This window comes from Bradyrhizobium cosmicum (genome assembly GCF_032290525.1).
Classification (GTDB): Bacteria; Pseudomonadota; Alphaproteobacteria; order Rhizobiales; family Xanthobacteraceae; genus Bradyrhizobium; species Bradyrhizobium cosmicum_A.
The window spans coordinates 316,287-342,171 of sequence record NZ_JASXTA010000005.1; the positions used below are offsets into that span (position 1 = coordinate 316,287).

General features: G+C 64.5%; 22 protein-coding genes. 12 read left to right on the forward strand and 10 right to left on the reverse strand.

What is annotated here, in order from left to right; all coding sequences use genetic code 11:
* Nucleotides 1-36 precede the first annotated feature (36 nt).
* Nucleotides 37-726: a peroxiredoxin gene (locus tag QSV46_RS12155; protein ID WP_314950660.1), complete on the reverse strand. Its 690-nt coding sequence runs from the start codon at nt 724-726 to the stop codon at nt 37-39.
* Nucleotides 727-933: 207 nt separating this feature from the next.
* Between QSV46_RS12155 and QSV46_RS12160 the strand changes: the two genes are divergently transcribed.
* Nucleotides 934-4,743, forward strand: coding sequence for a DUF3971 domain-containing protein (locus QSV46_RS12160; RefSeq protein WP_314950662.1), 3,810 nt, complete (start codon nt 934-936; stop codon nt 4,741-4,743).
* A gap of 208 nt (nt 4,744-4,951) precedes the next feature.
* Here the strand turns inward: QSV46_RS12160 and QSV46_RS12165 are convergent, their stop codons facing one another.
* The 4 genes from QSV46_RS12165 to tyrS all read right to left on the reverse strand — a co-directional run bounded on the left by QSV46_RS12165 (nt 4,952) and on the right by tyrS (nt 10,246).
* Nucleotides 4,952-6,643 (reverse strand): methyl-accepting chemotaxis protein, encoded by a 1,692-nt coding sequence (locus QSV46_RS12165; protein ID WP_314950664.1) that lies wholly within the window; start codon nt 6,641-6,643, stop codon nt 4,952-4,954.
* A 362-nt stretch (nt 6,644-7,005) separates the two neighbouring features.
* A complete protein-coding gene (locus QSV46_RS12170; protein ID WP_314950665.1) occupies nt 7,006-7,443 on the reverse strand; it encodes a DoxX family protein in 438 nt (145 codons plus the stop codon).
* 220 nt (nt 7,444-7,663) lie between these two features.
* Nucleotides 7,664-8,935, reverse strand: coding sequence for an MFS transporter (locus QSV46_RS12175; RefSeq protein ID WP_314950667.1), 1,272 nt, complete (start codon nt 8,933-8,935; stop codon nt 7,664-7,666).
* A gap of 57 nt (nt 8,936-8,992) precedes the next feature.
* Nucleotides 8,993-10,246 carry a tyrosine--tRNA ligase gene (gene tyrS / locus QSV46_RS12180; RefSeq protein WP_314950669.1) on the reverse strand — a complete coding sequence of 418 codons (1,254 nt, stop codon included), beginning with the start codon at nt 10,244-10,246 and terminating at the stop codon, nt 8,993-8,995.
* A gap of 168 nt (nt 10,247-10,414) precedes the next feature.
* Between tyrS and QSV46_RS12185 the strand changes: the two genes are divergently transcribed.
* The 3 genes from QSV46_RS12185 to QSV46_RS12195 all read left to right on the forward strand — a co-directional run bounded on the left by QSV46_RS12185 (nt 10,415) and on the right by QSV46_RS12195 (nt 12,639).
* Nucleotides 10,415-11,518 (forward strand): anhydro-N-acetylmuramic acid kinase, encoded by a 1,104-nt coding sequence (locus tag QSV46_RS12185; protein ID WP_314950671.1) that lies wholly within the window; start codon nt 10,415-10,417, stop codon nt 11,516-11,518.
* Nucleotides 11,519-11,627: 109 nt separating this feature from the next.
* Entirely contained in the window at nt 11,628-12,305 is a 678-nt protein-coding gene (locus QSV46_RS12190) for a glutathione S-transferase family protein (RefSeq protein ID WP_314950673.1), read from the forward strand.
* 10 nt (nt 12,306-12,315) lie between these two features.
* Complete coding sequence (locus tag QSV46_RS12195; protein WP_314950675.1) at nt 12,316-12,639, forward strand: multidrug efflux SMR transporter; 324 nt, start codon at nt 12,316-12,318, stop codon at nt 12,637-12,639.
* On the opposite strand, the gene QSV46_RS12200 is transcribed toward QSV46_RS12195, so the two are convergent.
* Complete coding sequence (locus QSV46_RS12200) at nt 12,636-13,283, reverse strand: alpha/beta hydrolase (RefSeq protein WP_007591562.1); 648 nt, start codon at nt 13,281-13,283, stop codon at nt 12,636-12,638. The genes QSV46_RS12195 and QSV46_RS12200 overlap by 4 nt on opposite strands.
* A gap of 347 nt (nt 13,284-13,630) precedes the next feature.
* Here QSV46_RS12200 and QSV46_RS12205 point away from each other — a divergent pair, with 347 nt between their 5' ends.
* The 8 genes from QSV46_RS12205 to QSV46_RS12240 all read left to right on the forward strand — a co-directional run bounded on the left by QSV46_RS12205 (nt 13,631) and on the right by QSV46_RS12240 (nt 21,262).
* Nucleotides 13,631-14,770, forward strand: a complete 1,140-nt coding sequence (locus tag QSV46_RS12205; protein WP_314950691.1) for a cysteine desulfurase family protein — start codon at nt 13,631-13,633, stop codon at nt 14,768-14,770.
* Between the two features lie 113 nt (nt 14,771-14,883).
* On the forward strand, nt 14,884-16,380 hold the full coding sequence (sufB, locus tag QSV46_RS12210; protein ID WP_314950693.1) for a Fe-S cluster assembly protein SufB: 1,497 nt from the start codon (nt 14,884-14,886) through the stop codon (nt 16,378-16,380).
* 132 nt (nt 16,381-16,512) lie between these two features.
* Nucleotides 16,513-17,262: a Fe-S cluster assembly ATPase SufC gene (gene sufC, locus QSV46_RS12215; RefSeq protein WP_314950696.1), complete on the forward strand. Its 750-nt coding sequence runs from the start codon at nt 16,513-16,515 to the stop codon at nt 17,260-17,262.
* Between the two features lie 11 nt (nt 17,263-17,273).
* Nucleotides 17,274-18,578, forward strand: a complete 1,305-nt coding sequence (sufD, locus tag QSV46_RS12220; RefSeq protein WP_314950699.1) for a Fe-S cluster assembly protein SufD — start codon at nt 17,274-17,276, stop codon at nt 18,576-18,578.
* Entirely contained in the window at nt 18,575-19,822 is a 1,248-nt protein-coding gene (locus tag QSV46_RS12225) for a cysteine desulfurase (protein WP_314950702.1), read from the forward strand. Before sufD ends, QSV46_RS12225 begins: the two co-directional genes overlap by 4 nt.
* Nucleotides 19,819-20,190 carry an SUF system Fe-S cluster assembly protein gene (locus QSV46_RS12230; RefSeq protein WP_008558582.1) on the forward strand — a complete coding sequence of 124 codons (372 nt, stop codon included), beginning with the start codon at nt 19,819-19,821 and terminating at the stop codon, nt 20,188-20,190. Before QSV46_RS12225 ends, QSV46_RS12230 begins: the two co-directional genes overlap by 4 nt.
* Before the next feature lie 49 nt (nt 20,191-20,239).
* Nucleotides 20,240-20,650, forward strand: coding sequence for an iron-sulfur cluster assembly accessory protein (locus QSV46_RS12235; protein WP_314950709.1), 411 nt, complete (start codon nt 20,240-20,242; stop codon nt 20,648-20,650).
* Between the two features lie 162 nt (nt 20,651-20,812).
* On the forward strand, nt 20,813-21,262 hold the full coding sequence (locus tag QSV46_RS12240) for a TfoX/Sxy family protein (protein ID WP_314950710.1): 450 nt from the start codon (nt 20,813-20,815) through the stop codon (nt 21,260-21,262).
* 62 nt (nt 21,263-21,324) lie between these two features.
* Here the strand turns inward: QSV46_RS12240 and QSV46_RS12245 are convergent, their stop codons facing one another.
* The 4 genes from QSV46_RS12245 to QSV46_RS12260 form a co-directional block, all read right to left on the reverse strand.
* Nucleotides 21,325-21,582, reverse strand: a complete 258-nt coding sequence (locus QSV46_RS12245; protein WP_314950713.1) for a hypothetical protein — start codon at nt 21,580-21,582, stop codon at nt 21,325-21,327.
* A gap of 101 nt (nt 21,583-21,683) precedes the next feature.
* On the reverse strand, nt 21,684-22,751 hold the full coding sequence (locus QSV46_RS12250; protein WP_314950716.1) for a GGDEF domain-containing protein: 1,068 nt from the start codon (nt 22,749-22,751) through the stop codon (nt 21,684-21,686).
* A gap of 165 nt (nt 22,752-22,916) precedes the next feature.
* Nucleotides 22,917-24,467: a DEAD/DEAH box helicase gene (locus QSV46_RS12255; protein WP_314950718.1), complete on the reverse strand. Its 1,551-nt coding sequence runs from the start codon at nt 24,465-24,467 to the stop codon at nt 22,917-22,919.
* Between the two features lie 248 nt (nt 24,468-24,715).
* Entirely contained in the window at nt 24,716-25,744 is a 1,029-nt protein-coding gene (locus QSV46_RS12260; RefSeq protein ID WP_314950721.1) for a helix-turn-helix transcriptional regulator, read from the reverse strand.
* Between the last annotated feature and the right edge of the window lie 141 nt (nt 25,745-25,885).

The window sequence follows — 25,885 nt, forward strand, 5'->3', positions numbered from 1 at the left end:
TTCCGGAAACGGAACCGCTCGAATTTAAAGGATTGGTTAAAGGCTTCTTGCCGCTTCCAGCACCTGATCGGCATGCCCGTCGACCCGGACATTGCGCCAGATCTTGGCCACCTTGCCATCGGCGCCTACCAGTACCGTGGTGCGAAGAATCCCGAGGAAGCTCTTGCCATACATGGATTTTTCGCCCCAGGCGCCGTACGCTTCCAGCATCTCGTGCGTCTCATCCGACATGAGAGGCATAGCGAGCTTGTGCTTGTCGCGGAACTTCTCCTGCGCCTTTAACGGATCGGCCGAGATACCGAGCACCGCCGTGCCGGCAGAGGTGAAGGCGTCGGCCAGCCGGGTGAAGTCGATCGCCTCCCTTGTGCAGCCGGGCGTGTCGGCACGGGGGTAGAAGAACAGGACGAGCTTCCGGCCGGCGTAGTCCGCCAGTGAGACCACATCGCCGCCGTCGCGGGGCAGGCGGAAGGCCGGCGCCTTCTGGCCCTCGGTCAGGGCGGGTTTCGCCGCTGCGGGCGCGGAGGCCGGTCTGGAGGAATTTAACTGTTTCGATGCGGCCTTATGTGATCCTGCTTTTGCTATGGTCCCGGTTGATTTGCTCGCCGGTGTCCGCTGTGCTTTCGCGGACTTTGCTTGAGTCGTTGCCCGCTTGGCCGGGGCCTTCTTTTCAGCCGTTGCAATGCCGGAGGGCGTTTTGGACGATTTCTTTCGGGATTTCTTGGACATACGCCTTCCTTTCGACGCTTTCGGCGGGTCAACCAAAGCGGTATTGCAGCTCTCCTCCGGTATGCCGGAATCGCGCCCTCGGCTGGGCAAGTCTGACGACGCCGGAGTATGGTTACAAGAAATTCCACGCACCACCCCACTGCTCGTTGAACGCGCTCCCGGGGCGAAATGACGAACAGCAGGAATACTCGAGGCAATATTCGAGGCATGGCGGCAGTGCCGGCGCAGGGAGCTTCGCTTCCCGTGGACGGCTGCGGTCCCGGCGGCGCTCAATCCTACGATGGGCGCCCGTATCGAGAGGCAATGGCAAGGAATACGTCGCCCCAGGATTACAATCGGGATTTTGATCGGCGCGGCGGTCAGCAACAGCCGCAGGAATGGGACGACGCCGACTGGGATCCGGATCAGGAAGCGGCGGCGGGCCATCGGGCGCGCCGATTGTTGTCGCGTTCCAATTCGGGGCTCCATCGCTTCGGTGACGGGTTTGGGGTGTTGCGCCGCTGGCGGGGTGACGGTCGCTGGTTGAAGCGGCTGGCCATCGTGGTCGGGGCGCTCATCGTCATTTTCGTCGGCTGTTTCGGCGCGCTGTGGTGGCGGCTCGGCGCGGGGCCCATCAATCTCGACATTGCGACGCCGTGGCTCGCGGCGGCGATCGAGGACAATATCGGCCACGGCAACACGGTCGAGGTCGGCGGCACCCAGATCGAGCGGGCCGGTCGGGTCCGTATCGCCGTGCGCATCCGCGACATCGTCGTGCGCGACCAGGATCACGTCATCGTCGCCACCGCGCCGAAGGCCGAGGTCAAGCTGTCGGGTGCAGGCCTGCTGATGGGGCATCTGCGCGCGGAAAGCCTCAACCTCGTCGATGCCGAGCTCGCGATCCGGATCGCGCCTGACGGCACCGTCACGGTGTCGGCCGGTGACACCGCAAAGCCGCTCGCAACCGGCGTTGCCTCCAAGAAGGACGCGGGCCTGCCGCCGACATTCCCGCGCAATGGCGTCCCGCCGCCGCCATTCGCCGCGGCGCCTGGGAGCCAAGACCCATCCCAAGCCGCGCCGCAGGCTGCTGCGCAGAGCGGCATTCTTCAGGGCCTGGACTGGCTTGATAGCCTGAGCATGACCGGCCTCGACGGCCAGAACCTCAACGAGATCGGCCTGAAGAACGGCAATCTGATCGTCGATGATCAGCAGCGCGGCAGCAAATGGACGTTTGACAACATCAGCCTCAGCCTGCGCCGGCCGAGCCGTGGCGGCGTCACGCTCAGCGTCGGCGAAGAGGGCGCCCGTCCGTGGTCGCTGCGCGCCACGATCGGGCCGGCCGAGAACGGCGTGCGCTCGGTCGACATCCGTGCCGACAAGGTCTCGACCTCCAACATCCTCCTGGCGCTGCGGGTGAAGGATCTCACCTATACCGCCGATCTGCCGCTGACCGGCGAGCTCAAGGGCGAGCTCGGCCGCGATGGGGTGCCGACCTTCTTCCGCGGCAAGATCGTGGTCGGTGCCGGCAACATCATCGACACCGACACGCCAGATTATCCGATGGCGATCGACTCCGCCGAGGTCAACGTCGAGTGGGACGCCAACCGGCGGGTGCTGGTCGCGCCGTTCAAGATCCTCTCCGGCGCGAACCGTCTGACGCTTCTGGCCCATCTCGAGCCGCCCAACGGCAACATCAACGACTGGCAGCTCGGTTTCAGCGGCGGCTCGATCCTGCTCGGCGGCATCGACAATGAGCCGCCGCTCGTCTTCAACCGCATCGCGATCGGCTTCCGCTTCGACACCGACCACAAGCGCCTGTTGTTGACGCAGGCCGATATCAGCAATGGCGAGATCGGCGTCGCCGGCACCGGCGCCATCGATTATTCCGGCGAGCCGCGGCTGACGCTGGGCTTTGCGGGAACGCCGATGTCGGCCTCCGCGCTGAAGCGGATGTGGCCGACGCTCGTGGTTCCCGAGTTGCGCGAATGGGTGATCGAGCGGATCGAGCGCGGCACGCTCCAGCGCATCGAGATCGGCGTCAATTCGCCGACGAAGAACCTGCCGCGCAAGGGGCCGCCCATTCCCGACGACGGCCTCTCGGTCAACATCGTGGCGAGCGGTGTCGCGGTCCGTCCCGTGGACGGCATGCCGGTGGTGCACGACGCCGATTTGAAGGCGCGCGTGACCGGACGCACCGCGACGGTGAATATCGGGCAGGGCATCGCCGACACGCCGGCAGGCCGCAAGGTCACGATCTCCGATTTCGTCTTCGAGGTCCCTGACATGGCGCCGAAACCGTCGCCGTCGCGGACCAGGTTCCGCGTCGAGGGTCCGGTGCCCGCGGCCGCCGAAATGCTCTCCAATGACCGCCTGAGCGATCTGTCGTCGACCGTCATCGATCCCAACACCAGCAAGGGCACGTTCACGGCGAGCATCCAGCTCGGCTTGCCGGTGAAGGGCGAGCTGACCAAGGCCGACACCGTCTACACGGTCAACGCCGACCTCAACGGATTTGCCGCCGACAAGTTGGTGATGAACCAGAAGCTGGAGGCCACCAACCTCAAGATCGCCGCGAACAACCAGGGCTATCAGGTCAAGGGCGACGTCAAGATCAACGGGCAGGCCGCTTCGCTCGACTATCGCAAGCCGGCCGAGGGCGATGCGGACGTCAGATTGCAGGCGACGCTGGACGATGCGAGCCGAGCGCGGCTCGGCTTCGATCTGGGCCCCGCTGTGAGCGGATCGCTGCCGATCAAGCTATCCGGCAAGATCGCCGGCGGTCCAGACGCGACGACCAAGCTCGGCGTCGAGGCCGACCTGACCTCGGTCAGGCTCGACAACATCCTGCCCGGATGGGTCAAGCTGCCGGGCAGGCCGGGCAAGGCCAGCTTCAAGGCGGTGCCGACCGCGCAATCGACGCGTCTGGAGGACATCGTCATCGAAGGCGGCGGTGCCTCGATCAAGGGCTCGCTCGAGGTCGATCCGAACGGCGACCTCATGAACGCGAACTTCCCGACCTATTCGCCGTCCGACGGGGACAAGGCTTCGCTGAAGGTCGAGCGCGGCCAGGACGGCGTGATCAAGGGCACGATGCGCGGCGACGTCTTTGACGGCCGCGGCTTCCTGAAGTCGGCGATCTCGGGCAATTCCAAGGACGACGCCAAGAACAAGATGAAGAACGTCGATTTCGACATCGACGTGAAGCTCGGTGCGGTCGCCGGCTTCAACGGCGAAGCGATGCGCAGCGTCGACGCCAAGATGTCGAAGCGCAATGGCGCCATCAAGGCCTTCACGCTGAACGGCAAGATCGGCAAGGACACGCCGATCGCCGCCGATTTGCGCGGCGGCCGCGCCCAGGGCAACCGCGAGGTGATCTATCTCCAGACCAACGATGCCGGTGCGCTGCTGCGCTTCACCGACACCTACACCAAGGCGGTCGGTGGCCAGATGGTGGTGGCGATGGAGCCGCCGTCATCCGAGCCGAACGCGACGCGCGAGGGCCTCATCAACGTGCGCGACTTCACGGTGAAGGGCGAGGCGCAGCTCGAGCGCGTCGCGGCAGGCGCGCCCAACGGCACCGGGAACGGGGTTTCGTTCAGCGCCTTGCGTGCGGAGTTTACCCGTCAGAACGGTGCGCTCACCGTTCGCGACGGCGTGGTCAAGGGGCCGATGATCGGCGCCACCATCGAGGGCTCGATCGACTATCCCGGCAACCAGGTGTGCATGAGCGGCACCTTCGTGCCGATGTACGGGTTGAACAACATGTTCGGACAGATTCCGGTCCTTGGGTTGTTCCTTGGTGGTGGCGATAAAGAAGGACTGATCGGCGTGACCTATGAGGTCGTCGGCACGCCGGCCGCGCCCGTGATGCGCGTCAATCCGGTCTCGGCCATGGTGCCGGGTGTGTTCCGCAAGATCTTCGAGTTCAACACCGGCAAGCAGAACTCGCCGTTCGAAGAATTCCCCTCGCAGTCGAACGACGGCTCGACCGGATCGACGCGTCAACTCTCGAGCGGTTGCAGCCTCGCGCGGCGATAGGGCGGGGCGGCTGTCTCCGGCGTCATGGCCGGGCATAGCCGTCCGAAGGACGGCGTCGCTTCCGCTCGCCTATGTCCCGGCCATCCACGCCTCACGACACAGCGCCAAGAACGTGGATGCCCGGGCCTTCGCCTCGCCGAAGCGGCTTCGGCCGCGCAGGCGGGACAAGCCCGGGCACGATGACCTCTTCAGATGATCTGGTGCAGCCTTACGCTGCGCGCACGCCGGCCAGGAACGTCCCGACTTCGCCGGAGAGCTGCTCGGCCTGCTTGGAGAGGTTCGAGGCGGCCGCGAGCACCATGCCGGCGGCGTTGCCGGTCTCGTTCGCCGCCGTGCTGACGCCGCCGATATTGGTGGTGACTTCCCTGGTCGCCTCCGCGGTCTGCGACACGCTGCGGGCGATCTCGGCGGTGGCGGCGCCTTGCTCCTCGATGGCAGCTCCAATCGAGGTGGCGATCCGGCTGACCTCTTCGATGGTGGCGGTGATGCCGCCGATTGCGTCCACGGCTTCCTTGGTCGCGCCCTGGATCTGGGCGATCTTGTCGCCGATCTCGCGGGTGGCTTCCGCGGTCTGGCTCGCGAGCGACTTCACCTCGGAGGCGACGACGGCGAAGCCGCGGCCGGCTTCGCCGGCGCGGGCGGCCTCGATGGTGGCGTTGAGGGCGAGCAGATTGGTCTGCGCTGCGATGCTGGAGATCAGCTCGGCGACGTGCTCGATCTGCTGGGCGCCGTCGGAGAGCGCGCGGACGATGGTGTCGGTGCGGCGGGCACTGTCGACCGCGCGGCCGGTGACCTCAGCCGATTGTGCGACCTGACGGCTGATCTCGGTGATCGAGGAGGACAGTTCTTCCGCAGCGGCCGCGACCGTCTGAACGCGCTGGCTGGCCTCGGTGGCGGCCGAGCCGACCACGGCGGCGCGGCGATTGGTGCCCTCGGCGGTGGACGACATCGACTTGGCGGTGGTCTCGAGTTCGCCTGAGCTGGAAGCCATCAGGCCGACGAGCTGTCCGACGGACGCATCGAAGCGATCGGCGAGCGAGATCAGGGCGTCGCGCTTCTCCTGCTCGTTGCGGGTCTTGGCGGCAACCTGTTCGGCCTCGAGCGTACGCGCCGTCAAGGCGGTCTGCCGGAGGACTTCGAGGGTCTCGGCCATGCGGCCGATCTCGTCGCCGCGGTCGGTCTCCTCGACCGCTCCGTCGATGGCGCCTTCGGAAATCTGCTGCATGCGGGTCTTCTGCCGGTCGAGCGCGCCGAGGACGTCGCGGGCGATCAGCCAGGACAGCGTTGCCATCAGCAGCATCAGGCCGAGGCCGACCGCGGCGAGCTCGAGCGTCAGCGAGCGCACGTCGGCATCGATGTCGTCGACATAGAGGCCGTAGCTGATGGTTGCGTCCCAAGGCGCGAAATTGCGCGCGAACACGGTCTTGCGTACGGGTTCGGTCTGACCGGGGCGGGGATAGAGGTAGGAGGTCACGCCACCGCCATTCTGTTCCCCGGCCTTGATGATCGCGTCGGCGATGAGAATGCCGTTGGAGTCTTTCGCGCCGGTGATCTTGCCTTCCAGTTGCTGATTGGCGCCGTTCACGAGCAGCGAGGCGTCGCGATTGTAGACGACGGGATAGCCTTGGCCCCCGTTGAAGCTCATGCGCCGCCCGCGCATGTGGAACTGGGCCTTGGCTTCGGCTTGCGTCAGCTTGCCGGCGGCGACGTCGTCCTGGACCGATTGGGCGAGGCTGTAGAGCATGTCGACCGCGGTCTTCATCTGCTGGACCCGGTCTTCCATCATCCGGTTCTTGCTGAGGACGGCCGATACCGCGATGATGGCCGTAATCGTAAGTGCCGCGAGACAGACCATGCTGGCGAGCTTGGTACGGATCTTCAGATGACTCAGCAGCTGCATCATGGCCTCGACGGAATGGTTGTTATTCCCGCGTCGGTAGCATGAAGTTCTTACCAATCATGAATGGACGCATGCGGCGTGCTGCCGCGCGCGCACCATGCGCAGCCGCGTGCGCAAGCATGCAGGCCGAAACGCCGTGTGCCGGCCTGCGCCCGCTCGCGCAGCGGAGAAGAATGATCTTGGATCTTTGTGGCTATCCAGCCTGGACGGAGCGGCAATGAACCGATTCGTTCATCGCATCATCATGTCCGTGTTGCTCGTGGCAGTGCTGGCCATCATCTGGAATGTGCTGGGGCCCCACTAAGAAGGCACCGGCAGACTTGCCGGTGCCTTCTCATGAGTTGCGGGCAATTGCCGGCGTGTCAGCGCCGTGCGTAGGCGTCGCCCGGCACATCGCTGTCCTTGCCCATCAGCGCATCGACGCTGACCGAGCCTCCGCCAGCCGCCGAGAGATAGAGGCAGGCGAAGCAGAACACAATCGCCGCGGTGCCGCCATTGAGCAGCGGCAGGAACACCGGCGAGCCGCTCTTGAACATGTGGCCCATGAAATAGGCGAAGGCCATTTCGCCTGACAGGATGAAGGCTGAGAGCCGGGTGAAGAGGCCAAGCATCAGGGTCGCGCCCAGCACCAGCTCAAGCGTACCGGCTGCATAGATCAGCGGAGGGATTTCGGCGAAGTAGGGAACCGCCGGAAACTTGAACAGCTTGGCGACGCCGTACTGGAACAGCAGCAGGCCGGTGACGAAACGGAACAGGCTCAAGAGAACCGGTTGAAAGCGAGCGAGATAGGGAAAGTTCATTGGTTTATGCCCTCCATCCAATGCTGCGACTTGGACCGCATTCGGTTCGTCCCCGCAAGCCGCCCAAGCTGAATTTGAGCTGACATTTTCGTCATGTCAGACAAAACACCGCAGGCAGGGATTTGCGCCCCGCGGACTCGCAATTTTTGCGTGAGTTCCGCATTGCCTCGGTCAGTAATTTTCCGGTAACGCGAATGCTCGCAGGTTACCTCTGCGATACCTACCGCCGCAATGCAGGCACGACCAGGAATGGAATCATGCCGAGGACAACGTTCGCAAGCGCGAACATGAGCAGCGCGTTGTAGCCATGCGTCGCGTCGTGGATCAGGCCACCGCTCCAGGAGCCGAACGCCGAGCCGAGGCCACTGCCGATCGAGATGGTGCCGTAGATGGTGCCGACCCGCTTGCCCTGGAAAATCCTCATCGCGGTGGCGCTGATCAGCGGGCCACGCGAGCCCATCATGCTGCCGAAGCAGACGACGAAGCCGGTGAGCAACAGGATGCTCGGTGAGTACTGCAACAACCACAGCAGGACGATGCCGAGGATCGAAATCGCGTAGCTCAGGAGCACCGACGGACGGCGCCCGATCAGGCCGTCGAGTGCGGACACCCCCAGCATGCCGAACACCAGCACTACGCCCGAAAAACCCCAGGCGGTGGCGGCCTGGAGCGGCGGGAAGCCGGCGTCGATCAGGTAAGCTACGATCTGGGCTGCGATCGCATACATGCCGACGGCGGTGAAGAAGAAGGTCGAGAACAGCGCCCAGAAAGCATGGTGGCGCATCGCGCTCACCAGCGTCCAGCCGTTGTCGACGAAATCCGGATCGGTCTTCTTGGTCACATGCGGCGAGCCTGAGGCGAACAACCGCCACGGCAGCAGCAGCAGCGGCACCAGCAGTCCCAAGGTGCCGAAGCCGAACAGCTGGTAGGTGTCGCGCCAGCCAAGATGATCGATCAGGAGCTGGGAGGCCGGCAGCAGGGCGAGCACGCCGCCGCCCATCGCCGAGTACACCACCGCCATCGCGGTCGGCAGGCGTCGCCCAAACCAGCGGCCGAGCAGGATCGAGTTCGGCACGTTGCCGATGAAGGCGACGCCGATGCCGACGCAGAGACCGATCGAGAGCTGGAGCTGCCAGAGATGCTGCGCGTGGGCCGCGATCAGGAAGGCCGAGCCAACCAGGAACAGTCCGAGCGCGTAGACGATGCGCGGTCCGGAATGGTCGAACAGGCGTCCGACGAAGGGCGCGGTGAGGCCGCTCATGAGCCAGGTCAGTGAATAGATCGAGACGATTTGCGCGCGATCCCAGCCAAAATTTTCGGAGATGGGCTTGAGGAAGACCGTGAAGCTCTCGCTCAGGCCCCGCCCGAGAACCGCGAGTGTGAAGCACAACCCGAGCACCACGAGCGCGGTTCGCACGGCGCCTTGCTGCGCCGCAGCTGTATTTTTTCTGCTCGTTTCCTTGGTCGTTTCCGTTGGCGTGTTCTGGTCCATTGCCGGTCAGGGAGCGCGTTTCGGCGCGCCCTGACAAGCAGCGAAAAGCTCATACGCCTATGCAGGCCTGATGAGGACGTGCTTCTTCTTGCCGAACGACAGCTTGATCACCCCCTCCGGCGTCAGACTGGCCGGCGACAGTGCCATCTTCTCGTCCGTGACGGGCTCGTTGTTGACACGCAGGCCGCCACCCTTGATCTGGCGCCGGGCTTCGCCGTTGGATGCGACGAGGCCGGCCTTGACGAAGGCGTTGAGCACGCCGAGGCCGGCGTCCAGCTCGCCGCGCGGAATTTCCACCGTCGGCAAGCTCTCCGCCAGCGCGCCTTCCTCGAAGGTGCGACGCGCGGTCTCCGCCGCCTCGGTCGCGGCATCGCGGCCGTGCAGCAGCGCGGTCGCCTCGGTGGCGAGCACTTTCTTGGCCTCGTTAATCTCGGAGCCGCCGAGCGCCTCGAGCTTCCTGATCTCGCTCATCGGCAGCGTCGTGAACAGCTTCAGAAACTTGCCGACGTCGGCGTCCTCGGTGTTGCGCCAGTACTGCCAGAAATCATAGGGCGAGAACTGGTCGGCGTTGAGCCAGACCGCGCCCTGCGCCGTCTTGCCCATCTTGGCGCCCGACGCCGTGGTCAGCAGCGGCGTCGTCAGCGCGAATAGCTGGTGCGTGCCCATGCGGCGTCCGAGGTCGACGCCCATGATGATGTTGCCCCACTGGTCCGAGCCGCCCATCTGCAATTTGCAGCCGGTGCGCTTGGCGAGCTCGACGAAGTCGTAGGCCTGGCAGACCATGTAATTGAATTCGATGAAGCTCATCTCCTGCTCGCGCTCGAGGCGCAGCCGCACGGAGTCCATGGTCAACATGCGGTTGACCGAGAAATGCCGGCCGACGTCACGCAGCATCTCGATATAGTTGAGCCTGGTCAGCCAGTCGGCATTGTCGAGCATGATGGCGTCGCTCTTGCCCTCGCCGTAGCGCAGCACCTTTGCGAACACACCGCGGATCGATTCCTTGTTGGCCTCGATCTCGGCGACGGTGCGCATCGCGCGCGTCTCGTCCTTGCCGGAGGGATCGCCGACCATGGTGGTGCCGCCGCCCATCAGCGTGATCGGCTTGTTGCCGGACTGCTGGAGCCAGTGCAGCATCATCATGGTCAGGTAGTTGCCGATATGCAGCGAGCGGGCGGTGCAATCGTAGCCGACATAGGCGGTCGCCTCACCCTTGGCGGCAAGCGCGTCCAGCCCCTCGAGATCGGAGCACTGGTGGATGAATCCACGCTCCTTCAGGATATTGAGAAAATCCGATTTGAATGCGGTCATTTGTCGGCCGGCCTGACAAGTCTTGGTTTACTGTTTTGGGGGCAATTTAGGGGTCTTACATGGGAACCTGATTGCAGCCCGCCACTTGGCGCTGTGGCATTATAAGATGTGCCCCTCTGGCACAAGATCGGCATGTCGGAGCGGGTCTATCGAGGACGCTGACCCAAGATGATGTTGACGGCACTCGGTTTGATGAGCGGCACCTCGCTGGACGGGGTGGACGTCGCGCTGATCGAAACCGACGGAAAGCACGTGAAGGCGTTCGGACCGTCCGGCTATCGGCCCTACAGCCCGGCCGAGCGCAACCTGCTGCGTCAGGCGCTGAGCGAGGCCGTGCACCTGCCGCAGCGCAATGCCCGGCCGGGCATCCTGGCCGAGGCCGAACGGGCGGTGACGCTCGCCCATGCCGAGGCGGTCGCCGCCTTCATCGCCCAGAACCGGATGAAGCCTGAGGACATCGACATCGTCGGCTTCCACGGCCAGACCGTGCTGCACCGTCCCGAGCGGCGGCTGACGGTGCAGATCGGCGACGCATCGGCGCTGGCCAGGGCGATCCATATCCCCGTGATGTATGATTTCCGCGCCGCCGACGTCGAGGCCGGCGGGCAGGGGGCGCCGTTCGTGCCGGTCTACCACCGGGCGCTCGCTAACGCGCTGGAGCGTGAGGGGCCGATCGTCGTGGTCAATATCGGCGGTGTCTCCAACATCACCTATATCGACGGCAACGACACGTTGATCGCCTGCGACACCGGGCCCGGCAACGCGCTGCTCGACGATTTCATGTACCGCACCATGAACCAGGCGTTCGATGCGGAAGGAAAGTTTGCAGCGCTGGGCAAGGCCGACGAAGCCTGGATCGCACGGGCGCTGGAACTGCCGTTCTTCGCAAGCCCGCCGCCGAAATCGCTCGACCGCAACGATTTTGCCGCCTTGAGGCTCGGTGAGGTCGCGCCGGCCGACGGCGCCTCGACGCTGACAGCCTTCACCGCGGCCGCGATCGCCCGCATCATTCCCCTGTTGCCGCGGCGGCCGCGCAGCTGGATCGTTTGCGGCGGCGGCGCCCGCAACCTCACCATGCTGCGGATGCTGCGGGAGCGGGTGGGATCGGCCACCGTCGAGGCCGCCGAGGCGCTCGGCTGGGCCTCCGACGCGATCGAGGCGCAGGCCTTCGGCTTCCTCGCCGCCCGCGGCCTGAAGGGCCTGCCGCTGTCCTATCCGGCGACCACGGGGGTGCCGATGCCGATGACGGGCGGGGTCATGGCGCGGCCCTGACGTCCAGGCCGATGATCAAGGTCGGTTGATGCAGATGCATGGATCTTGACGAGTGAATGCAATTGCATCTATATTTGATGCAGTTGCATCAACCGCCGGGATCGTTGCCATGACTACCCCCCTCAAACTGATCAGCCATAAGCTTTGTCCCTATGTGCAGCGCGCCGTGATCGCGCTGAAGGAAAAGGGCGTCCCGTTCGAGCGGATCGATATCGATCTCGCCAACAAGCCCGACTGGTTTCTCAAGCTGTCGCCGCTCGGCAAGCTGCCGGTATTGGTGGTGACGACCGCCAAGGGCGAGGTCGCGCTGTTCGAGAGCAACGTGATCTGCGAATACATCGAGGAGACGCAAGCAGGCCTCAAGCTGCATCCGGCGGATGCGCTGAAGCGTGCCGAGCATCGCGCCTGGATGGAGTTCGGCTCGGCGATCCTCGGGGATCTCTGGGGGCTGGAGACCACGACTGATCCTGCGACGTTCGAAAGCAAGCGGCAGGCGCTGGCGGCCAAATTCACGCGCGTGGAAGCCGCGCTCGGGGCAGGGCCTTATTTCGCGGGGGAGGCGTTCAGCCTGGTCGATGCGGTGTTCGCGCCGATCTTCCGCTATTTCGATTTGTTCGACGAACTGACCGAGCACGGCATCTTCACGGATGTGCCGAAGGTGCGGGCATGGCGCGCCGAGCTGGCGAAGCGTCCGAGCGTGCGCACCGCGGTCGGCGCGGACTATCCGCAATTGCTGCGCGCCTTTCTCGTTCGCCATGACGCGCATCTGCTCAAACTCGCGGCCTGAGCGCAGGCCGATGTCGCAAACCATGGCATGGCTGATGCTGGTGGTCGCTGGCGCGCTCGATGTCGGCTGGGCGATCTCGATGAAATATGCGGAAGGATATACCCGCGCGGGATGGAGCATCGTCTCGCTGATGCTGCTCGCCGCCTTCGTCTTTCTACTCGGGCGCGCGTTGAAGGTACTTGAGGTCGGTGTCGCCTATTCGGTGTGGACCGGTATTGGCGCAGCCGGCACCTTCGTCATGGGTGTCGTGCTGTTCGGCGAGACCTTGAGCGCGATGAAGCTTGTGGGCATCGCGCTCGTCTTGATGGGGATCGTCGCGCTGAAGCTCGCTTAGCGCACGTTGGCGAGGCGCATGTCGAGATAGGCGGTGATGGTTTCCATCAGCGGCTCGAGCTTGGCGTCGAAGAAGTGGTTGGCGCCGGGGATGACCTGCTGGTCGATCACGATGCCCTTCTGCGTCTTCAGCTTCTCGACCAGCGTGTTGACGTCCTTGGGTGGCACCACCGCGTCCTTCTCGCCGTGCACGATCAGGCCGGAGGACGGGCAGGGCGCAAGGAACGAGAAGTCGTAGAGATTGGCCGGCGGCGCGATCGAAATGAAACCCTCGACCTCGGGGCGGCGCATCAGGAGCTGCATGCCGATCCAGGCGCCGAAGGAGAAGCCGGCGACCCAGCAGGCGCGTGCTTCGGGATTGATCGTCTGCGCCCAGTCGAGGGCTGCGGCCGCATCCGACAATTCGCCGGTGCCGTGGTCGAACGAACCCTGGCTGCGGCCGACGCCGCGGAAATTGAAGCGCAGCACCGAGAAGCCCCGATGCGCGAAGGCGTAGTAGCACTGGTAGATGATCTGATGATTCATCGTGCCGTGGAACTGCGGATGCGGATGCAGGACCATCGCGATTGGCGCGTTCTTCTGCTTGGCCGGGTGATAGCGGCCTTCGAGACGGCCGGCGGGGCCGGTGAAAATGACTTCAGGCATGATGATCTCTTGATTGATCTCTTGAAGACGGTCTTCAGCAATCAACCGATTGTGCGGACTTCATCGGCAGCTAGGCCGATCAAGCCGCGAATGGAAGGGTGGAGCGGCGCCCTCGGATGATGCGCGAGCGGCGCGCGGTGAACTGACGCGCGCGTTCTAACATGAGGCTAGGGTCAAAAAGCAAGCATCTTGAACATCCCGCAATCGGCTCAAGGTGTTAGCGTGTCATGGCGGCGTCATTGCGCTATCGGCACTCGGAAGCGTGGTTGCCAAGCGCGCCACAGGCGCCCATGTCCGGTATCGGCGCGCCTTCACCGTCCCGTCTCGTAAGGTAATATATTACGTTCATGCCGAGCCGCGTTTATCTCGACTGGAATGCGACCACGCCGCTCCGCGCCGAGCCGCGAACCGCGATGCTGGCCGCCTGGGAGCTGGTCGGCAATCCGTCCTCGGTCCATGCCGAGGGGCGCGAGGCGCGACGGCTGGTCGAGGACGCCCGTGCCGCGCTTGCCGCAGCCGTCGGCGCGCTGCCGCGGAACGTCGTCTTCACGTCGGCTGGAACCGAGGCCAATGCGCTGGCGCTGTCGCCCGGTCTGCGGGGGCCACCCGGCGGCCCCGTCGAGCGGCTGCTGGTCTCGGCCGTCGAACACGCCTCGGTGCTGGCAGGCGGCCGGTTCCCGGCCGACAGGGTCGGTCTGATCCCGGTCACGCGCTCCGGCGTGGTTGACCTCGATCGTCTGGAGGCGCTGCTCGGCAATGGTCCGCCGGCGCTGGTCTCCATCATGGCCGCCAACAACGAAACGGGCGCGCTCCAGCCGGTCGCGGAGGCGGCGCGGATCGTCCACGAGGCTGGTGGCCTCCTGCATGTCGACGCGATCCAGGCGCTGGGCAAAATTGCGTTCAATATTAACGCGGTAGGCGCGGACCTTGCGACCTTTTCTGCGCACAAGATCGGCGGCCCTAAAGGCGTCGGCGCGCTGGTCGTGGCCGAGGGGATCGCCGGGCTGGAGCCGGTGCTGCGGGGTGGCGGGCAGGAGCTGAACCGGCGCGCGGGAACCGAGAATGTCACCGGCATCGCCGGCTTCGGCGCAGCCGTCAAAGCCGCGCTTGCGGCTCTGCCGGAAGATGCGGAGCGGATGACAACCCTCAGGGATCGTTTGGAAAACGGCATTCGCGCCATTGCCGGTGCGACCGTCTTCGCGGACGACGTGAAGCGATTGCCAAATACCGTTCTTTTCACCGCGCCGGGCCTGAAGGCCGAGACCGCCGTGATCGGCTTCGACCTCGAAGGCGTCGCCGTGTCCTCCGGCTCGGCCTGCTCCTCGGGCAAGGTGCAGCCTTCCCACGTGCTGGCGGCGATGGGGTACGATGCCACCGTAGCCCAGGGAGCGGTGCGTCTCAGTCTGGGCTGGTCCACGGAACTTGATGACATCAATCGGGTGTTAGAGGCTTGGCGAAAGCTCGGTAATACCCTACTTAAGGGCTAAGCGACGAAACACGGCTTGAACGGTTCTAAGCCCGTGCTTTCGGCCAAAAAACATCGTAATACTCGTCCGACTTTGATCCACCGCGGTCCTTGAAACCGCGAGCGGAGGATAGAATGCCAGCCGTGCAAGAGACGGTCGAGCGCGTGAAGCGCATCGACGTCGACCAGTATCGTTATGGGTTTGAGACCCTGATCGAGTCCGACAAGGCTCCCAAGGGGCTGTCGGAAGAGACCGTCAAGTTCATCTCCGAGAAGAAGAACGAGCCCGCCTGGATGCTCCAGTGGCGGCTCGAAGCCTATCGGCGCTGGCTGACCATGACCGAGCCGACTTGGGCCCGCGTCGACTATCCCAAGATCGACTTCCAGGACCTCTATTACTATTCGGCGCCGAAGCCGAAGAAGACGATCACCTCGCTCGACGAGATCGATCCGGAGATCCTCAAGACCTACGAGAAGCTCGGCATTCCCTTGCGGGAAGTCGCCATGCTCGAAGGCGTCGAGCCGAAGCCCGGCGAGGAAGACCCGGCACGCCGCAAGATCGCGGTCGACGCGGTGTTCGATTCGGTCTCGGTTGCGACCACCTTCAAGGCGGAGCTGAAGAAGGCCGGCGTGATCTTCATGCCGATCTCGGAGGCGATCCGCGAGCATCCCGAGCTGGTGCAGAAATATCTCGGTTCCGTGGTCCCGACCTCGGACAATTTCTACGCGACGCTGAACTCGGCGGTGTTCTCCGACGGCTCGTTCGTCTACGTGCCGCCGGGCGTGCGCTGTCCGATGGAGCTGTCGACCTATTTCCGCATCAACGAGCGCAACACCGGCCAGTTCGAGCGCACGCTGATCATCGCCGACAAGGGCTCCTACGTCTCCTATCTCGAAGGCTGCACCGCGCCGCAGCGTGACGAGAACCAGTTGCACGCCGCCGTGGTCGAGCTCGTCGCGCATGACGACGCCGAGATCAAATATTCGACGGTGCAGAACTGGTATCCCGGCAATTCGGAGGGCAAGGGCGGCATCTACAATTTCGTCACCAAGCGTGGCGATTGCCGCGGCGACCGCTCCAAGATTTCCTGGACCCAGGTTGAGACCGGCTCCGCCATCACCTGGAAATACCCGAGCTGCATTCTGCGCGGCGACAATTCCAGCGGCGAGTTCTACTCGATCGCGATCTCGAACGGCTATCAGCAGGTCGACTCGGGCACCAAGATGATTCACCTCGGCAAGAACACGTCGAGCCGGATCATCTCGAAGGGCATCGCCGCCGGCAAGTCGCAGAACACCTATCGCGGCCTCGTGACGGCGCACCGGAAAGCAACCGGCGCGCGTAACTTCACGGCGTGCGATTCCCTGCTGATCGGCGATAAATGCGGCGCGCACACCGTGCCGTATATCGAAGCCAAGAACTCGTCGGCGACGTTCGAGCACGAAGCGACGACCTCGAAGATCTCCGAGGACGTGCTGTTCTACTGCATCCAGCGCGGGCTCAGCCAGGAAGAAGCCGTCGGCCTCGTCGTCAACGGTTTCGTCAAGGACGTGCTGCAGCAGCTGCCGATGGAGTTCGCGGTGGAAGCGCAGAAGCTGATCTCGATCTCGCTTGAAGGGTCGGTCGGCTAACGCCGACCTCATCCTGAGGAGGCCGCAAAGCGGCCGTCTCGAAGGATGGATATCGGAAAGATTGTTGGCCTCAATCCTTCGAGACGCGCCTGCGGCGCTCCTCAGGATGAGGAGATAGATGGAAACAAGACAATGGCTTTGCTTAAAGTGAAAGACCTGAAGGTTCGTGTCGAGGAACGTGAGATCCTCCACGGGCTGACGCTGACCGTGAACGAGGGCGAGATCCACGCGATCATGGGGCCGAACGGCTCCGGCAAGTCGACGCTCTCTCATGTCATCGCCGGCAAGCCCGGTTATGAGGTGACCGACGGCCAGATCCTGTTCAAGGGCGAAGACCTCCTCGAGATGGCTCCCGAGGAGCGCGCTGCCAAGGGTGTGTTTCTGGCATTCCAGTATCCGGTCGAAATTCCCGGTGTCACCACCATGAATTTCCTCCGGACCGCGCTGAACGCGCAGCGCAAGGCGCGCGGTGAGGCCGAGCTGATGGTGCCGGACTTCCTGAAGAAGGTCCGCGAGGTCTCGAAGTCGCTGAACATTCCGCAGGACATGCTCAAGCGCGGCGTCAATGTCGGCTTCTCCGGCGGCGAGAAGAAGCGCAACGAAGTGCTGCAGATGGCGCTGTTCGAGCCAAGCCTGTGCATCCTCGACGAGATGGATTCCGGCCTCGACATCGATGCGCTGCGCATCGCGGCCGACGGCGTCAACGCGCTGCATTCGCCCAAGCGCGCCATTGTCGTCATCACCCACTATCAGCGGCTGCTCAACTACATCGTGCCCGATTTCGTGCACGTCATGTCGCGCGGTCGGGTCGTGAAGAGCGGTGCCAAGGACCTGGCGCTGGAGCTGGAATCGTCCGGCTACGCCCAGTACGAGGACGCGTAAGGAATTTTGCAATGAACGTTGCTGTGGCAAAGACCGGAAAGGGCCGCGCGGTGAGCGATCTCTTCACCAGCGCCGAAGGCCGCCTGCCGGGTTCGCCCTCTGTGATCGCGGCGCGCCGTGAGGCGTTCGAGACCTATGAGCGTCTCGGCCTGCCGCACCGCCGGATCGAGGAATGGAAATACACCGATCTGCGCGCGCTGGTCGGCGAGGTGCTGCCGCTCGCAGCCGCGCCCGATGCGGCTGCGCTGAAACTTGCCGCGGACGCCGTGAAGGCGCATGCGATCGAGGGCGCCCGCAAGCTGGTGCTGGTCGACGGCGTGTTCGCAGCCGATCTGTCCGACGTGAAAGCGCTCGCCTCCGAGGCCGCCTTCAAGACGTTGCGGGACACGCTGGAGAAGGACGCCGGGCTTCTGAACGCCGCCTCGACCGATGCGGTGATCTCGTTGAACGCGGCAATGGCAACCGATGGCGTCGTGCTGTCGATCGCCGACGGCGCGCAGCTGTCCGCGCCAATCCAGATCCTCCACGTCGCGACCGCTGCCTCCGCTTCGGCCTTTACCCGTTCGCAGGTCGCGATCGGGAACGGCGTTCGCGCCACCATCATCGAGAGCTTCGTCGCGGCCGGTGCCAAAGCCTACCAGGTCAACGACGCCGTCATCGTCTCGGTCGGTGACAACGCCGACGTCGCTCATATCCGCCTGATGGATGACGCGCCGGATGCTGTGAACATCACCTCGCAGTTCGTCACCGTCGGTGCGAACACGAAACTGAACATCTTCAACATGACCACCGGCGGCGCCGTCAGCCGCTTGCAAGGCTTCATCACGCTGGCGGGCGAGGGCAGCGAACTCTCGGTCAACGGCGTGAACCTGTTGCAGAAGACCGAGCATGGCGACACCACGCTGGTGGTCGATCATGCCGTGCCGAACTGCGTCAGCCGCGAAGTCTTCCGCGCGGTGATCGACGATCGCGCCCATTCGGTGTTCCAGGGCCGTATCATCGTTCGTCCCGACGCGCAGAAGACCGACGGCAAGATGATGATCCGGGCGCTGCTGCTCTCGGATGAAGCCGAGGCCGACAACAAGCCCGAGCTCGAGATTTTCGCCGACGACGTCTCCTGCGGCCACGGCGCCACTGCCGGCGCGCTGGACGACAGCCTGTTGTTCTATCTGAAGGCGCGGGGCCTGCCGGAGAAGCAGGCCCAGGCGCTGCTGATCCAGGCCTTCGTCGGCGAAGCGATCGAGCAGATCGCCGATGACGGCCTGCGCGAGTACGTGATCGGCATTGCCGAGCGCTGGCTGGAGCGGCGGTCATGAGCACGCATCCGGCGGTCAAGAACGGCGCCTATGACGTTGCGCGCGTGCGCCAGGACTTTCCGGCGCTCGCCATGCAGATCTACGGCAAGCCGCTGGTCTATCTCGACAACGCGGCCTCCGCGCAGAAGCCGCAGTCCGTGCTCGACCGCATGACGCAGGCCTATACGTCCGAGTACGCCAATGTGCATCGCGGCCTGCATTATCTCGCCAACGCCGCGACCGAGGCCTATGAGGGCGGTCGCACCAAGGTGGCGCAGTTCATCAACGCGCCCCGCACCGAAGAAGTGATCTTCACCCGCAACGCGACGGAGGCCATCAACCTGGTCGCTTCGTCCTGGGGACAGCCGAATATCGGGGAAGGCGACGAGATCGTCATCTCGATCATGGAGCACCACTCCAACATCGTGCCCTGGCATTTCCTCAGGGAACGTCAGGGTGCCGTGATCAAATGGGCGCCGGTCGACGACGAGGGCAATTTCCTCATCGACGAGTTCGAGAAGCTGCTGACGGCCAAGACCAAGCTGGTCGCGATTACGCAGATGTCGAACGCGCTCGGCACCATCGTGCCGATCAAGGACGTCGTGAAGATCGCCCATGCGCGCGGCATTCCCGTCCTGGTCGATGGCAGCCAGGGTGCGGTGCATCTGCCGGTCGACGTCCAGGATCTCGGCTGCGACTTCTATGTCTTCACCGGCCACAAGGTCTACGGGCCGACCGGCATCGGCATTCTCTGGGCCAAGTACGACCACCTCGTTGCGATGCGCCCCTACAATGGCGGCGGCGAGATGATCCGCGAGGTCTCGCGCGACATCGTCACCTATGGCGATCCTCCGCACAAATTCGAGGCCGGCACGCCCGCCATCGTTGAGGCCGTCGGCCTTGGCGCCGCCATCGACTACGTCAATTCGATCGGCAAAGAACGCATCGCCGCGCACGAGGCCGACCTCGTTACCTACGCCCAGGAGAAGCTGCGCGAGATCAACTCGCTGCGGCTGATCGGCACGGCGCGGGGCAAGGGCCCGGTGATCTCGTTCGAGCTCAGGGGCGCACACGCCCATGACGTCGCCACCGTGATCGACCGCCAGGGCATCGCGGTGCGCGCCGGTACCCATTGCGTGATGCCGCTTTTAGAGCGGTTCAACGTCACGGCCACATGCCGGGCCTCGTTCGGCATGTATAATACGCGGGAAGAAGTCGATCATCTGGCACAGGCGCTGTTGAAGGCGCGGGATTTGTTCGCATGAGTGACACGGCCGAAATCAAAGCCAATCCGATGGAGACCCAGTCGGCGCTGCCGCCTGAGGAGACCGAGCGTCTCACCACCGAGATCATCGCGGGCCTCAAGACCGTGTTCGACCCGGAAATTCCGGCCGACATCTACGAGCTCGGCCTGATCTACAAGGTCGAGATCAAGGACGACCGTTCCGTCGACGTCCAGATGACGCTGACGACGCCGAACTGCCCGGCCGCCGGCGAGCTGCCGACCATGGTCGAGAACGCGGTCGCCAGTGTTCCCGGCGTCGGCGTGGTCGACGTCAAGGTCGTCTGGGAGCCGCCGTGGTCGCCCGAGCGCATGAGCGACGAGGCCCGCCTCGTCCTCAACATGTGGTGACGGTCTCAGCTCGCATTGAATTCGCTCCGCAACGGACCACATAAATAACATGACCCAGATATCGTCAGGCTCGACACCAGCATCCACCCCGAAGCCGCGGCGGCCGCGCCCGCAGGTGATGCGGCTGACGGATGCCGCCGCCCAGCGCATCAGCGAGCTGACCCAGCGCGCCGACTCCGAGATCGTGGGGCTGCGCGTCGGCGTGAAGAACGGCGGCTGCGCCGGCCAGTCCTATACGGTCGAATACGCCCACGATATCCGCCCGACCGACGAGGTCGTCGAGGACAAGGGCGTCAAGATCCTGGTCGATCCCAAGGCCGTGCTGTTCCTGCTCGGCACCGAGATGGACTACAGGGCGGACAAGATGCAGGCCCAGTTCGTCTTCAACAACCCCAACCAAGTCTCCGCCTGCGGCTGCGGCGAGTCGGTCGAGCTGCGCCCGGCCAAGATCGACGGGTAGCGCCTTCCCACTATTCCTGTGTCCCGGACGCGCTGCAGTGCCCTTGCGCTGCTGCGCAGAGCCGGGACCCACGCTATAGTCACCGGTAAAGACGACTGGGCCCCGGCTCAGCAGCGCACCGTTACACGCTGCGCTGCTTCCGGGGCACGAGAGACGGTGCCTATGGACCGCGAATTTCTGATCGACCTGTTCGCCGATTTCGGCCCCGTCACCATTCGCAAGATGTTTTCCGGCTACGGCATCTCCGCCGACGGCATCAACTTCGCGCTGTCTCTGCGCGCCGGCCTGTTCTTCCGCGCCGACGAGGTGACCATCCCGGACTTCGAAGCCGAAGGCTCAAAGCCGTTCCAGTATTCGACCCGCGCCAAGACCGTGGTGGTGAACTCCTACTGGGAGCTGCCGGCGCGCCTGTTCGACGATTCCGAGGATTTCGTACGATGGGCGAGGGCAGCACTCGCCGCCGCCCAGCGTGCCAAGGTGAAGAAGCGGCCGAAGGGGAAAAAGGCGGCGGTGAAGAAACCTGTTGCCAAGAAGCGGCCGGCGAAGAGCCCCTCCAAGAAAGCGGTTCGTAGGGTGGGCAAAGCGAAGCGCGCCCACCATTCAGGACGGTGATGTCGGTGAGATGGTGGGCACGGCGCGATGCGCCTTTGCCCACCCTACGAGACTGCGGCACTTCACTCCGCGGCTTTGGTCAAACCAACCCGCATATCCTTCGCTACACAGACGCAGGTGCCGTCCGCAAGCACCCGGCCATCGGCAATTCCGAGCACCAGCTTGCCGCGCCTGATCTCGGTGATGCGGTCCATCATCAGCATCGGCGGTGCCGGCAATTGCGCGTTGCCCGGACCGAAATAGCCGCCGTCGCTCGATCTCAGCAACTCGTCTCTGGTGTAGGACGGCTGTGGCACGTGAAAATCGTGCGGATCGGGCAAGACGACAGGTCCTCGCGGTCAGGTGCCGCAAGGCGGCAAGGAAGATGTCGTTCGCCACAAGAGAATGTCAAGCGCGCGCAGTTCGGAGCGCGGCTTCCGTGTCACGCCACCCGGCTGTGCGATTCGATCGCAAATTCCGGATCGGCTTCGCAGATCACGCGATTGCGGCCGTTGCGCTTGGCGGCGTAGAGGCAGGCATCCGCACGCTCGATCAGCGCGTCGGTGTCGTCGCCCTGCTTCAGCATGGAGACGCCGACGGAAATGGTGACGCGGCCGAGGATCTCGCCGGTGGACTTCTTCTTCAATTCCTTTGCCATCACTGCGCGGCGGATGTGATCGGCCACCGTGAGGGCCTGTCGCAGCGCGGTGTTGGGCAGCAGGACGGCGAACTCCTCGCCGCCATAGCGCGCGGTGATGTCCTGGCCCTTGATGGTCTGCTTCATGGACAGGCCGACCAGGCGCAGCACCTGGTCGCCGGTGAGATGGCCGTAGGAATCGTTGAAGGACTTGAAGTGGTCGATGTCGAATAGCAACAGCGACAGCGGCTCACCTGAGGCGAGCGCGCTCTGCACGGCCATGCCGATCATGCGGTCGAAATATTTGCGGTTGCCGAGGCCCGTGAGCGGATCGGTCAGGCTCTCGGCACGGATCGCCTCCAGGCTCTCCTGGAGATTGCTGATCTCGTTCTTGGACAGCGTCAGGCGATCTTCCAGCGCCTTGTTGGTCTCGCGCATCTCGCCGGTCGAACGCAGCAGCGTCTCGACAATCGACTTGATCTGGTCGCGGCTCTCGGCTGACGACAGTTTCGCGGTCGCGCCCGACAGGCTGGCGTCGTAGGAGCCGGTCATCCCGAGCGCTTCGCTCAAGACCTTCATCACGTCATCGATCTCGCCGATGACGCGTGCGCCGACCTTGTCGATGCGGTCGGTGGTCTTGATGTGGGAGAGGTAGGTCTCGTAGATCTGTTCGAGATCGCCTTCGGTCAGCTTGCCGTGGCGCGCCAGCGTCTCGTTGATGATCTTGTTGAGGGGTGCGTTGTAGCCGGTGGCATAGACGTACCAGATCTCGTAATTGCGGGGAATTGCGGTCTGTCGAAGCGACCGGATCTGACCGAGCGCCACTTCGGCGAACGCCATCGTGCGTTCGTGTTCGTCGAGCACCTTGACCACGGAACATACCCCACAGCGGTCGATGCGCCGGCGACCGCAGCAATGCTTAAATTATGTTCGTAGGCTAACGGGCGATCGTGAACGCCCCGTAAATTTACGTTCACGACGCATCCAAAAAATTGCACTCCAGATCTATTTCAACCGAAATCTGGAGCGCCTCGCGCTTCAGGCGCCGGCGGGAGAGCGAACCGGCCGCAGCAGGAATGCCGGCAGATGCGAGTGATCGCCCGGCTCGCTGTCGGCCTCGCGTTGGCGGCGTGGCTCGGGACGGCCGATCGACGGCACATGCGAGGCATTGGCTTGCGGACGCGCGCCGTGACGCGGCTCGGATGCTGGCCTGGCTTCGCGCGGAGGCCTTGCCTCGCGTGCAGGCCGTGCTTCGCGTTCCGGTCTTGCCTCAGGGCCGGGCCGTGCTTCCGCTGAAGGCCTTGTTTCAGAAGCGTGTCTTGCCTCGCCACGCGCTTCGCGCGGTTCATGGCTACGGTCGCGGCCGCGCTGCGGCTTGCCGCGTCCGCCGCGGGAGCGTTCGCGATCCCGTCCACGCGGCGCGCGCGAACGCTCGGATGCATCGCCGGCCTCGGCATTCACCGAATAGTCGCCCTCGGCGCGCGGAATGCTCTGGCCGATCAGCTTCTCGATGGCCACTATCGACTTCTGGTCGAGCGGTGTCACGAGCGAGATCGCGGTGCCGGTGCGGCCGGCGCGGCCGGTACGTCCGACGCGATGGACGTAATCGTCGGGATGGTGCGGGACGTCGAAATTGAAGACGTGGCTGACCTCGGGAATGTCGAGGCCGCGGGCCGCGACGTCGGAGGCGACGAGGAGCGGCAATTCGCCCTTGCGGAACTGTTCGAGCGCCGCCGTACGGGCCGACTGGTCCATGTCGCCGTGCAGGGCGCCGACGCTGAAGCCGTGCTTCTGCAGCGATTTGTGAACGATCGCGACCTCGCGCTTGCGATTGCAGAAGATGATCGCGTTCTGGAGATCCTTGGCCTCGCGCAGCAGGCGTCGCAGCAATTCGCGCTTCTCATGCGCCTCGCGCCCGGCCGGGACCTGACATTGCGTCACGGTGACGGCAGTGGTGGCGGGCTTGGACACCTCGATCTTCTGCGGATTGTGCAGGAAGGTCTCGGTGATGCGCCGGATTTCCGGCGGCATGGTCGCGGTGAAGAACAGGGTCTGCCGGGTGAACGGGACGAGCTTGCAGACGCGCTCGATGTCGGGAATGAAGCCCATGTCCAGCATGCGGTCGGCTTCGTCGATGACGAGCAGCTCGACGCCGGTGAGCAGCAGGCCGCCGCGCTCGGTGTGGTCGAGCAGGCGGCCGGGCGTGGCGATCAGCACGTCGACGCCGCGGGTCAGCTTGGCATCCTGATCGCCGAACGAGACGCCGCCGATCAGGAGGGCGACGTTGAGCTTCTGGCCGGCGCCGTAGCGGTCGAAGTTCTCCTTCACCTGCGCCGCGAGCTCGCGGGTCGGCTCCAGGATCAGCGTGCGCGGCATGCGCGCCCGGGCTCTGCCCTTTTCGAGAATGGTGAGCATCGGCAGCACGAAGGCCGCGGTCTTGCCGGTGCCGGTCTGGGCGATGCCGAGCACGTCCTTGCGTGCGAGGACGTGGGGGATCGCCTGTTCCTGAATGGGGGTGGGGGTGGTGTAACCGGTGGCCGCGACTGCGGCGAGGACTTTTTCGGATAGTCCGAGATCTGAAAAGGACATTGAGCCTCTGGTCGAAACCGCCGTTCGGAATCGAGAGTGATTAAGGCTGTCGCGTTCCACCCCGAAACGGCGCGCTCTCAAACAAGCTGGGGGTGCTGACTCACGCGAACAAAGCGCAAGGCTCAGGAATCGCTCTTCGATCTGAGCCGCGTCGCCCCGGAACATAGGGCGGAATCGGCCAAAGTCAATGGAGCGGGCGCGGGAAGAGCCTAAAAACTCTAGGTTTTTACCCAAATTACGGCGTCGGCTCAGGTTTTCCGGCTCCGCATTGGCTGCGCGGCGGCGCCAGGGAAGTTGCAATGGCAGCGGCTAGTGTGTCCCTCCGCCCCCTGGGCCCGAAAGTCTCCGGGGGCCATGCCGTAGGCGGCGTTGAAGACCCGGTAATACGTCGCCAGGCTCTCGAAGCCGCAGGACGTCGCGATGTCGGCGATCAGCCGGTCCGGCGCCTCGCGCATCAGGCGGCGGCTCTGTTTCAGGCGTTCGTCCGTCACGGTCTGCGAGAAGCTCTTTGCAGCAGTCTCGAACAGCATGTGCAGGTGACGCACGGACACACCGAGCTGGCCAGCCACCATCGCCGGCGCCAGATTGGGGTCTGGCAGATGGCGCGCGATCAGGCGCCGCGCTTGAGAGAGGCGGGCGGTGCGCAGCGCAGCCTGTCCGAGCCGGCTGCCGGGGCGCACGATGCCACGTTCGATCAGCGCCAACTGCGCCAGAGCCTGGACAAGGGAGGTCGTGTCAGCGGCCGCGTCGTCGCCCGCGGCAGCCTCCCCGAGATCGGCAAAGCAGGCGCCTAATAGAGGCGCCAGGGTGGGATCGTCGAAGGTCCGCGGCGTCAGCTCACGTACCCGCTCGTCCCGCGTGGGCAGGGCGCTGACGGGGATCTTCAGAATCCGCAGGTGGAAGCCGCCTGCGCCGAGCGGCGCAGTACGATAGGGCAGGTCGGTATGGCTGGTGGCGAAGCTGCCATTGGGAATCGCGAAGTCGCTTCCGCGCATGCCGCCGAACCAGCCGCCGCTGCCGAGCTGCTGGTAGACGCAGATGGCGTCGCCGGGCGTGTGGGCGATGTCGGAGTTGCTGCGCTCGACCGTGTAATGCGAGGCCTTCAGCTCGACGAGGCCGCCGCCACCGAGCTGGCGCAACGAGAATTCGCCGCAGAAGTCCCCGCGTCGTTCGCGCTCGAGTTCGACGGTGACGCCGAACAAGCCCTTGGCGCGCACCTCGCGCCAATAGTCGAAGCGGTCGTGCGGCTCGACTTCGTCGGTACACCAGCGATACACGGCAGCCCCCGCTTGCAGCGCAATTGCCCAGGAAATCGTCTAAGAAAAAAGCAGATTCCGGCAGAATCTGCCATAGGCCAGGTGATGGAGCCGACCGCTCAAGCCTGTTCTAGGCCTTGAACCGTCGCTATGGCTGGGCCG

Coding starts and splice junctions, on each gene's coding strand:
- QSV46_RS12240 (WP_314950710.1), top strand. CDS start 20,813: ATGGACCGCGAATTTCTGATCGACCTGTTCGCCGATTTCGGCCCCGTC.
- QSV46_RS12195 (WP_314950675.1), top strand. CDS start 12,316: ATGTCGCAAACCATGGCATGGCTGATGCTGGTGGTCGCTGGCGCGCTC.
- QSV46_RS12200 (WP_007591562.1), bottom strand. CDS start 13,283: ATGCCTGAAGTCATTTTCACCGGCCCCGCCGGCCGTCTCGAAGGCCGC.
- QSV46_RS12155 (WP_314950660.1), bottom strand. CDS start 726: ATGTCCAAGAAATCCCGAAAGAAATCGTCCAAAACGCCCTCCGGCATT.
- QSV46_RS12225 (WP_314950702.1), top strand. CDS start 18,575: ATGAGCACGCATCCGGCGGTCAAGAACGGCGCCTATGACGTTGCGCGC.
- QSV46_RS12160 (WP_314950662.1), top strand. CDS start 934: ATGGCGGCAGTGCCGGCGCAGGGAGCTTCGCTTCCCGTGGACGGCTGC.
- tyrS (WP_314950669.1), bottom strand. CDS start 10,246: ATGACCGCATTCAAATCGGATTTTCTCAATATCCTGAAGGAGCGTGGA.
- QSV46_RS12230 (WP_008558582.1), top strand. CDS start 19,819: ATGAGTGACACGGCCGAAATCAAAGCCAATCCGATGGAGACCCAGTCG.
- QSV46_RS12185 (WP_314950671.1), top strand. CDS start 10,415: ATGATGTTGACGGCACTCGGTTTGATGAGCGGCACCTCGCTGGACGGG.
- QSV46_RS12175 (WP_314950667.1), bottom strand. CDS start 8,935: ATGGACCAGAACACGCCAACGGAAACGACCAAGGAAACGAGCAGAAAA.
- QSV46_RS12255 (WP_314950718.1), bottom strand. CDS start 24,467: ATGTCCTTTTCAGATCTCGGACTATCCGAAAAAGTCCTCGCCGCAGTC.
- sufC (WP_314950696.1), top strand. CDS start 16,513: ATGGCTTTGCTTAAAGTGAAAGACCTGAAGGTTCGTGTCGAGGAACGT.
- QSV46_RS12170 (WP_314950665.1), bottom strand. CDS start 7,443: ATGAACTTTCCCTATCTCGCTCGCTTTCAACCGGTTCTCTTGAGCCTG.
- QSV46_RS12235 (WP_314950709.1), top strand. CDS start 20,240: ATGACCCAGATATCGTCAGGCTCGACACCAGCATCCACCCCGAAGCCG.
- sufB (WP_314950693.1), top strand. CDS start 14,884: ATGCCAGCCGTGCAAGAGACGGTCGAGCGCGTGAAGCGCATCGACGTC.
- QSV46_RS12205 (WP_314950691.1), top strand. CDS start 13,631: ATGCCGAGCCGCGTTTATCTCGACTGGAATGCGACCACGCCGCTCCGC.
- QSV46_RS12190 (WP_314950673.1), top strand. CDS start 11,628: ATGACTACCCCCCTCAAACTGATCAGCCATAAGCTTTGTCCCTATGTG.
- sufD (WP_314950699.1), top strand. CDS start 17,274: ATGAACGTTGCTGTGGCAAAGACCGGAAAGGGCCGCGCGGTGAGCGAT.
- QSV46_RS12165 (WP_314950664.1), bottom strand. CDS start 6,643: ATGCAGCTGCTGAGTCATCTGAAGATCCGTACCAAGCTCGCCAGCATG.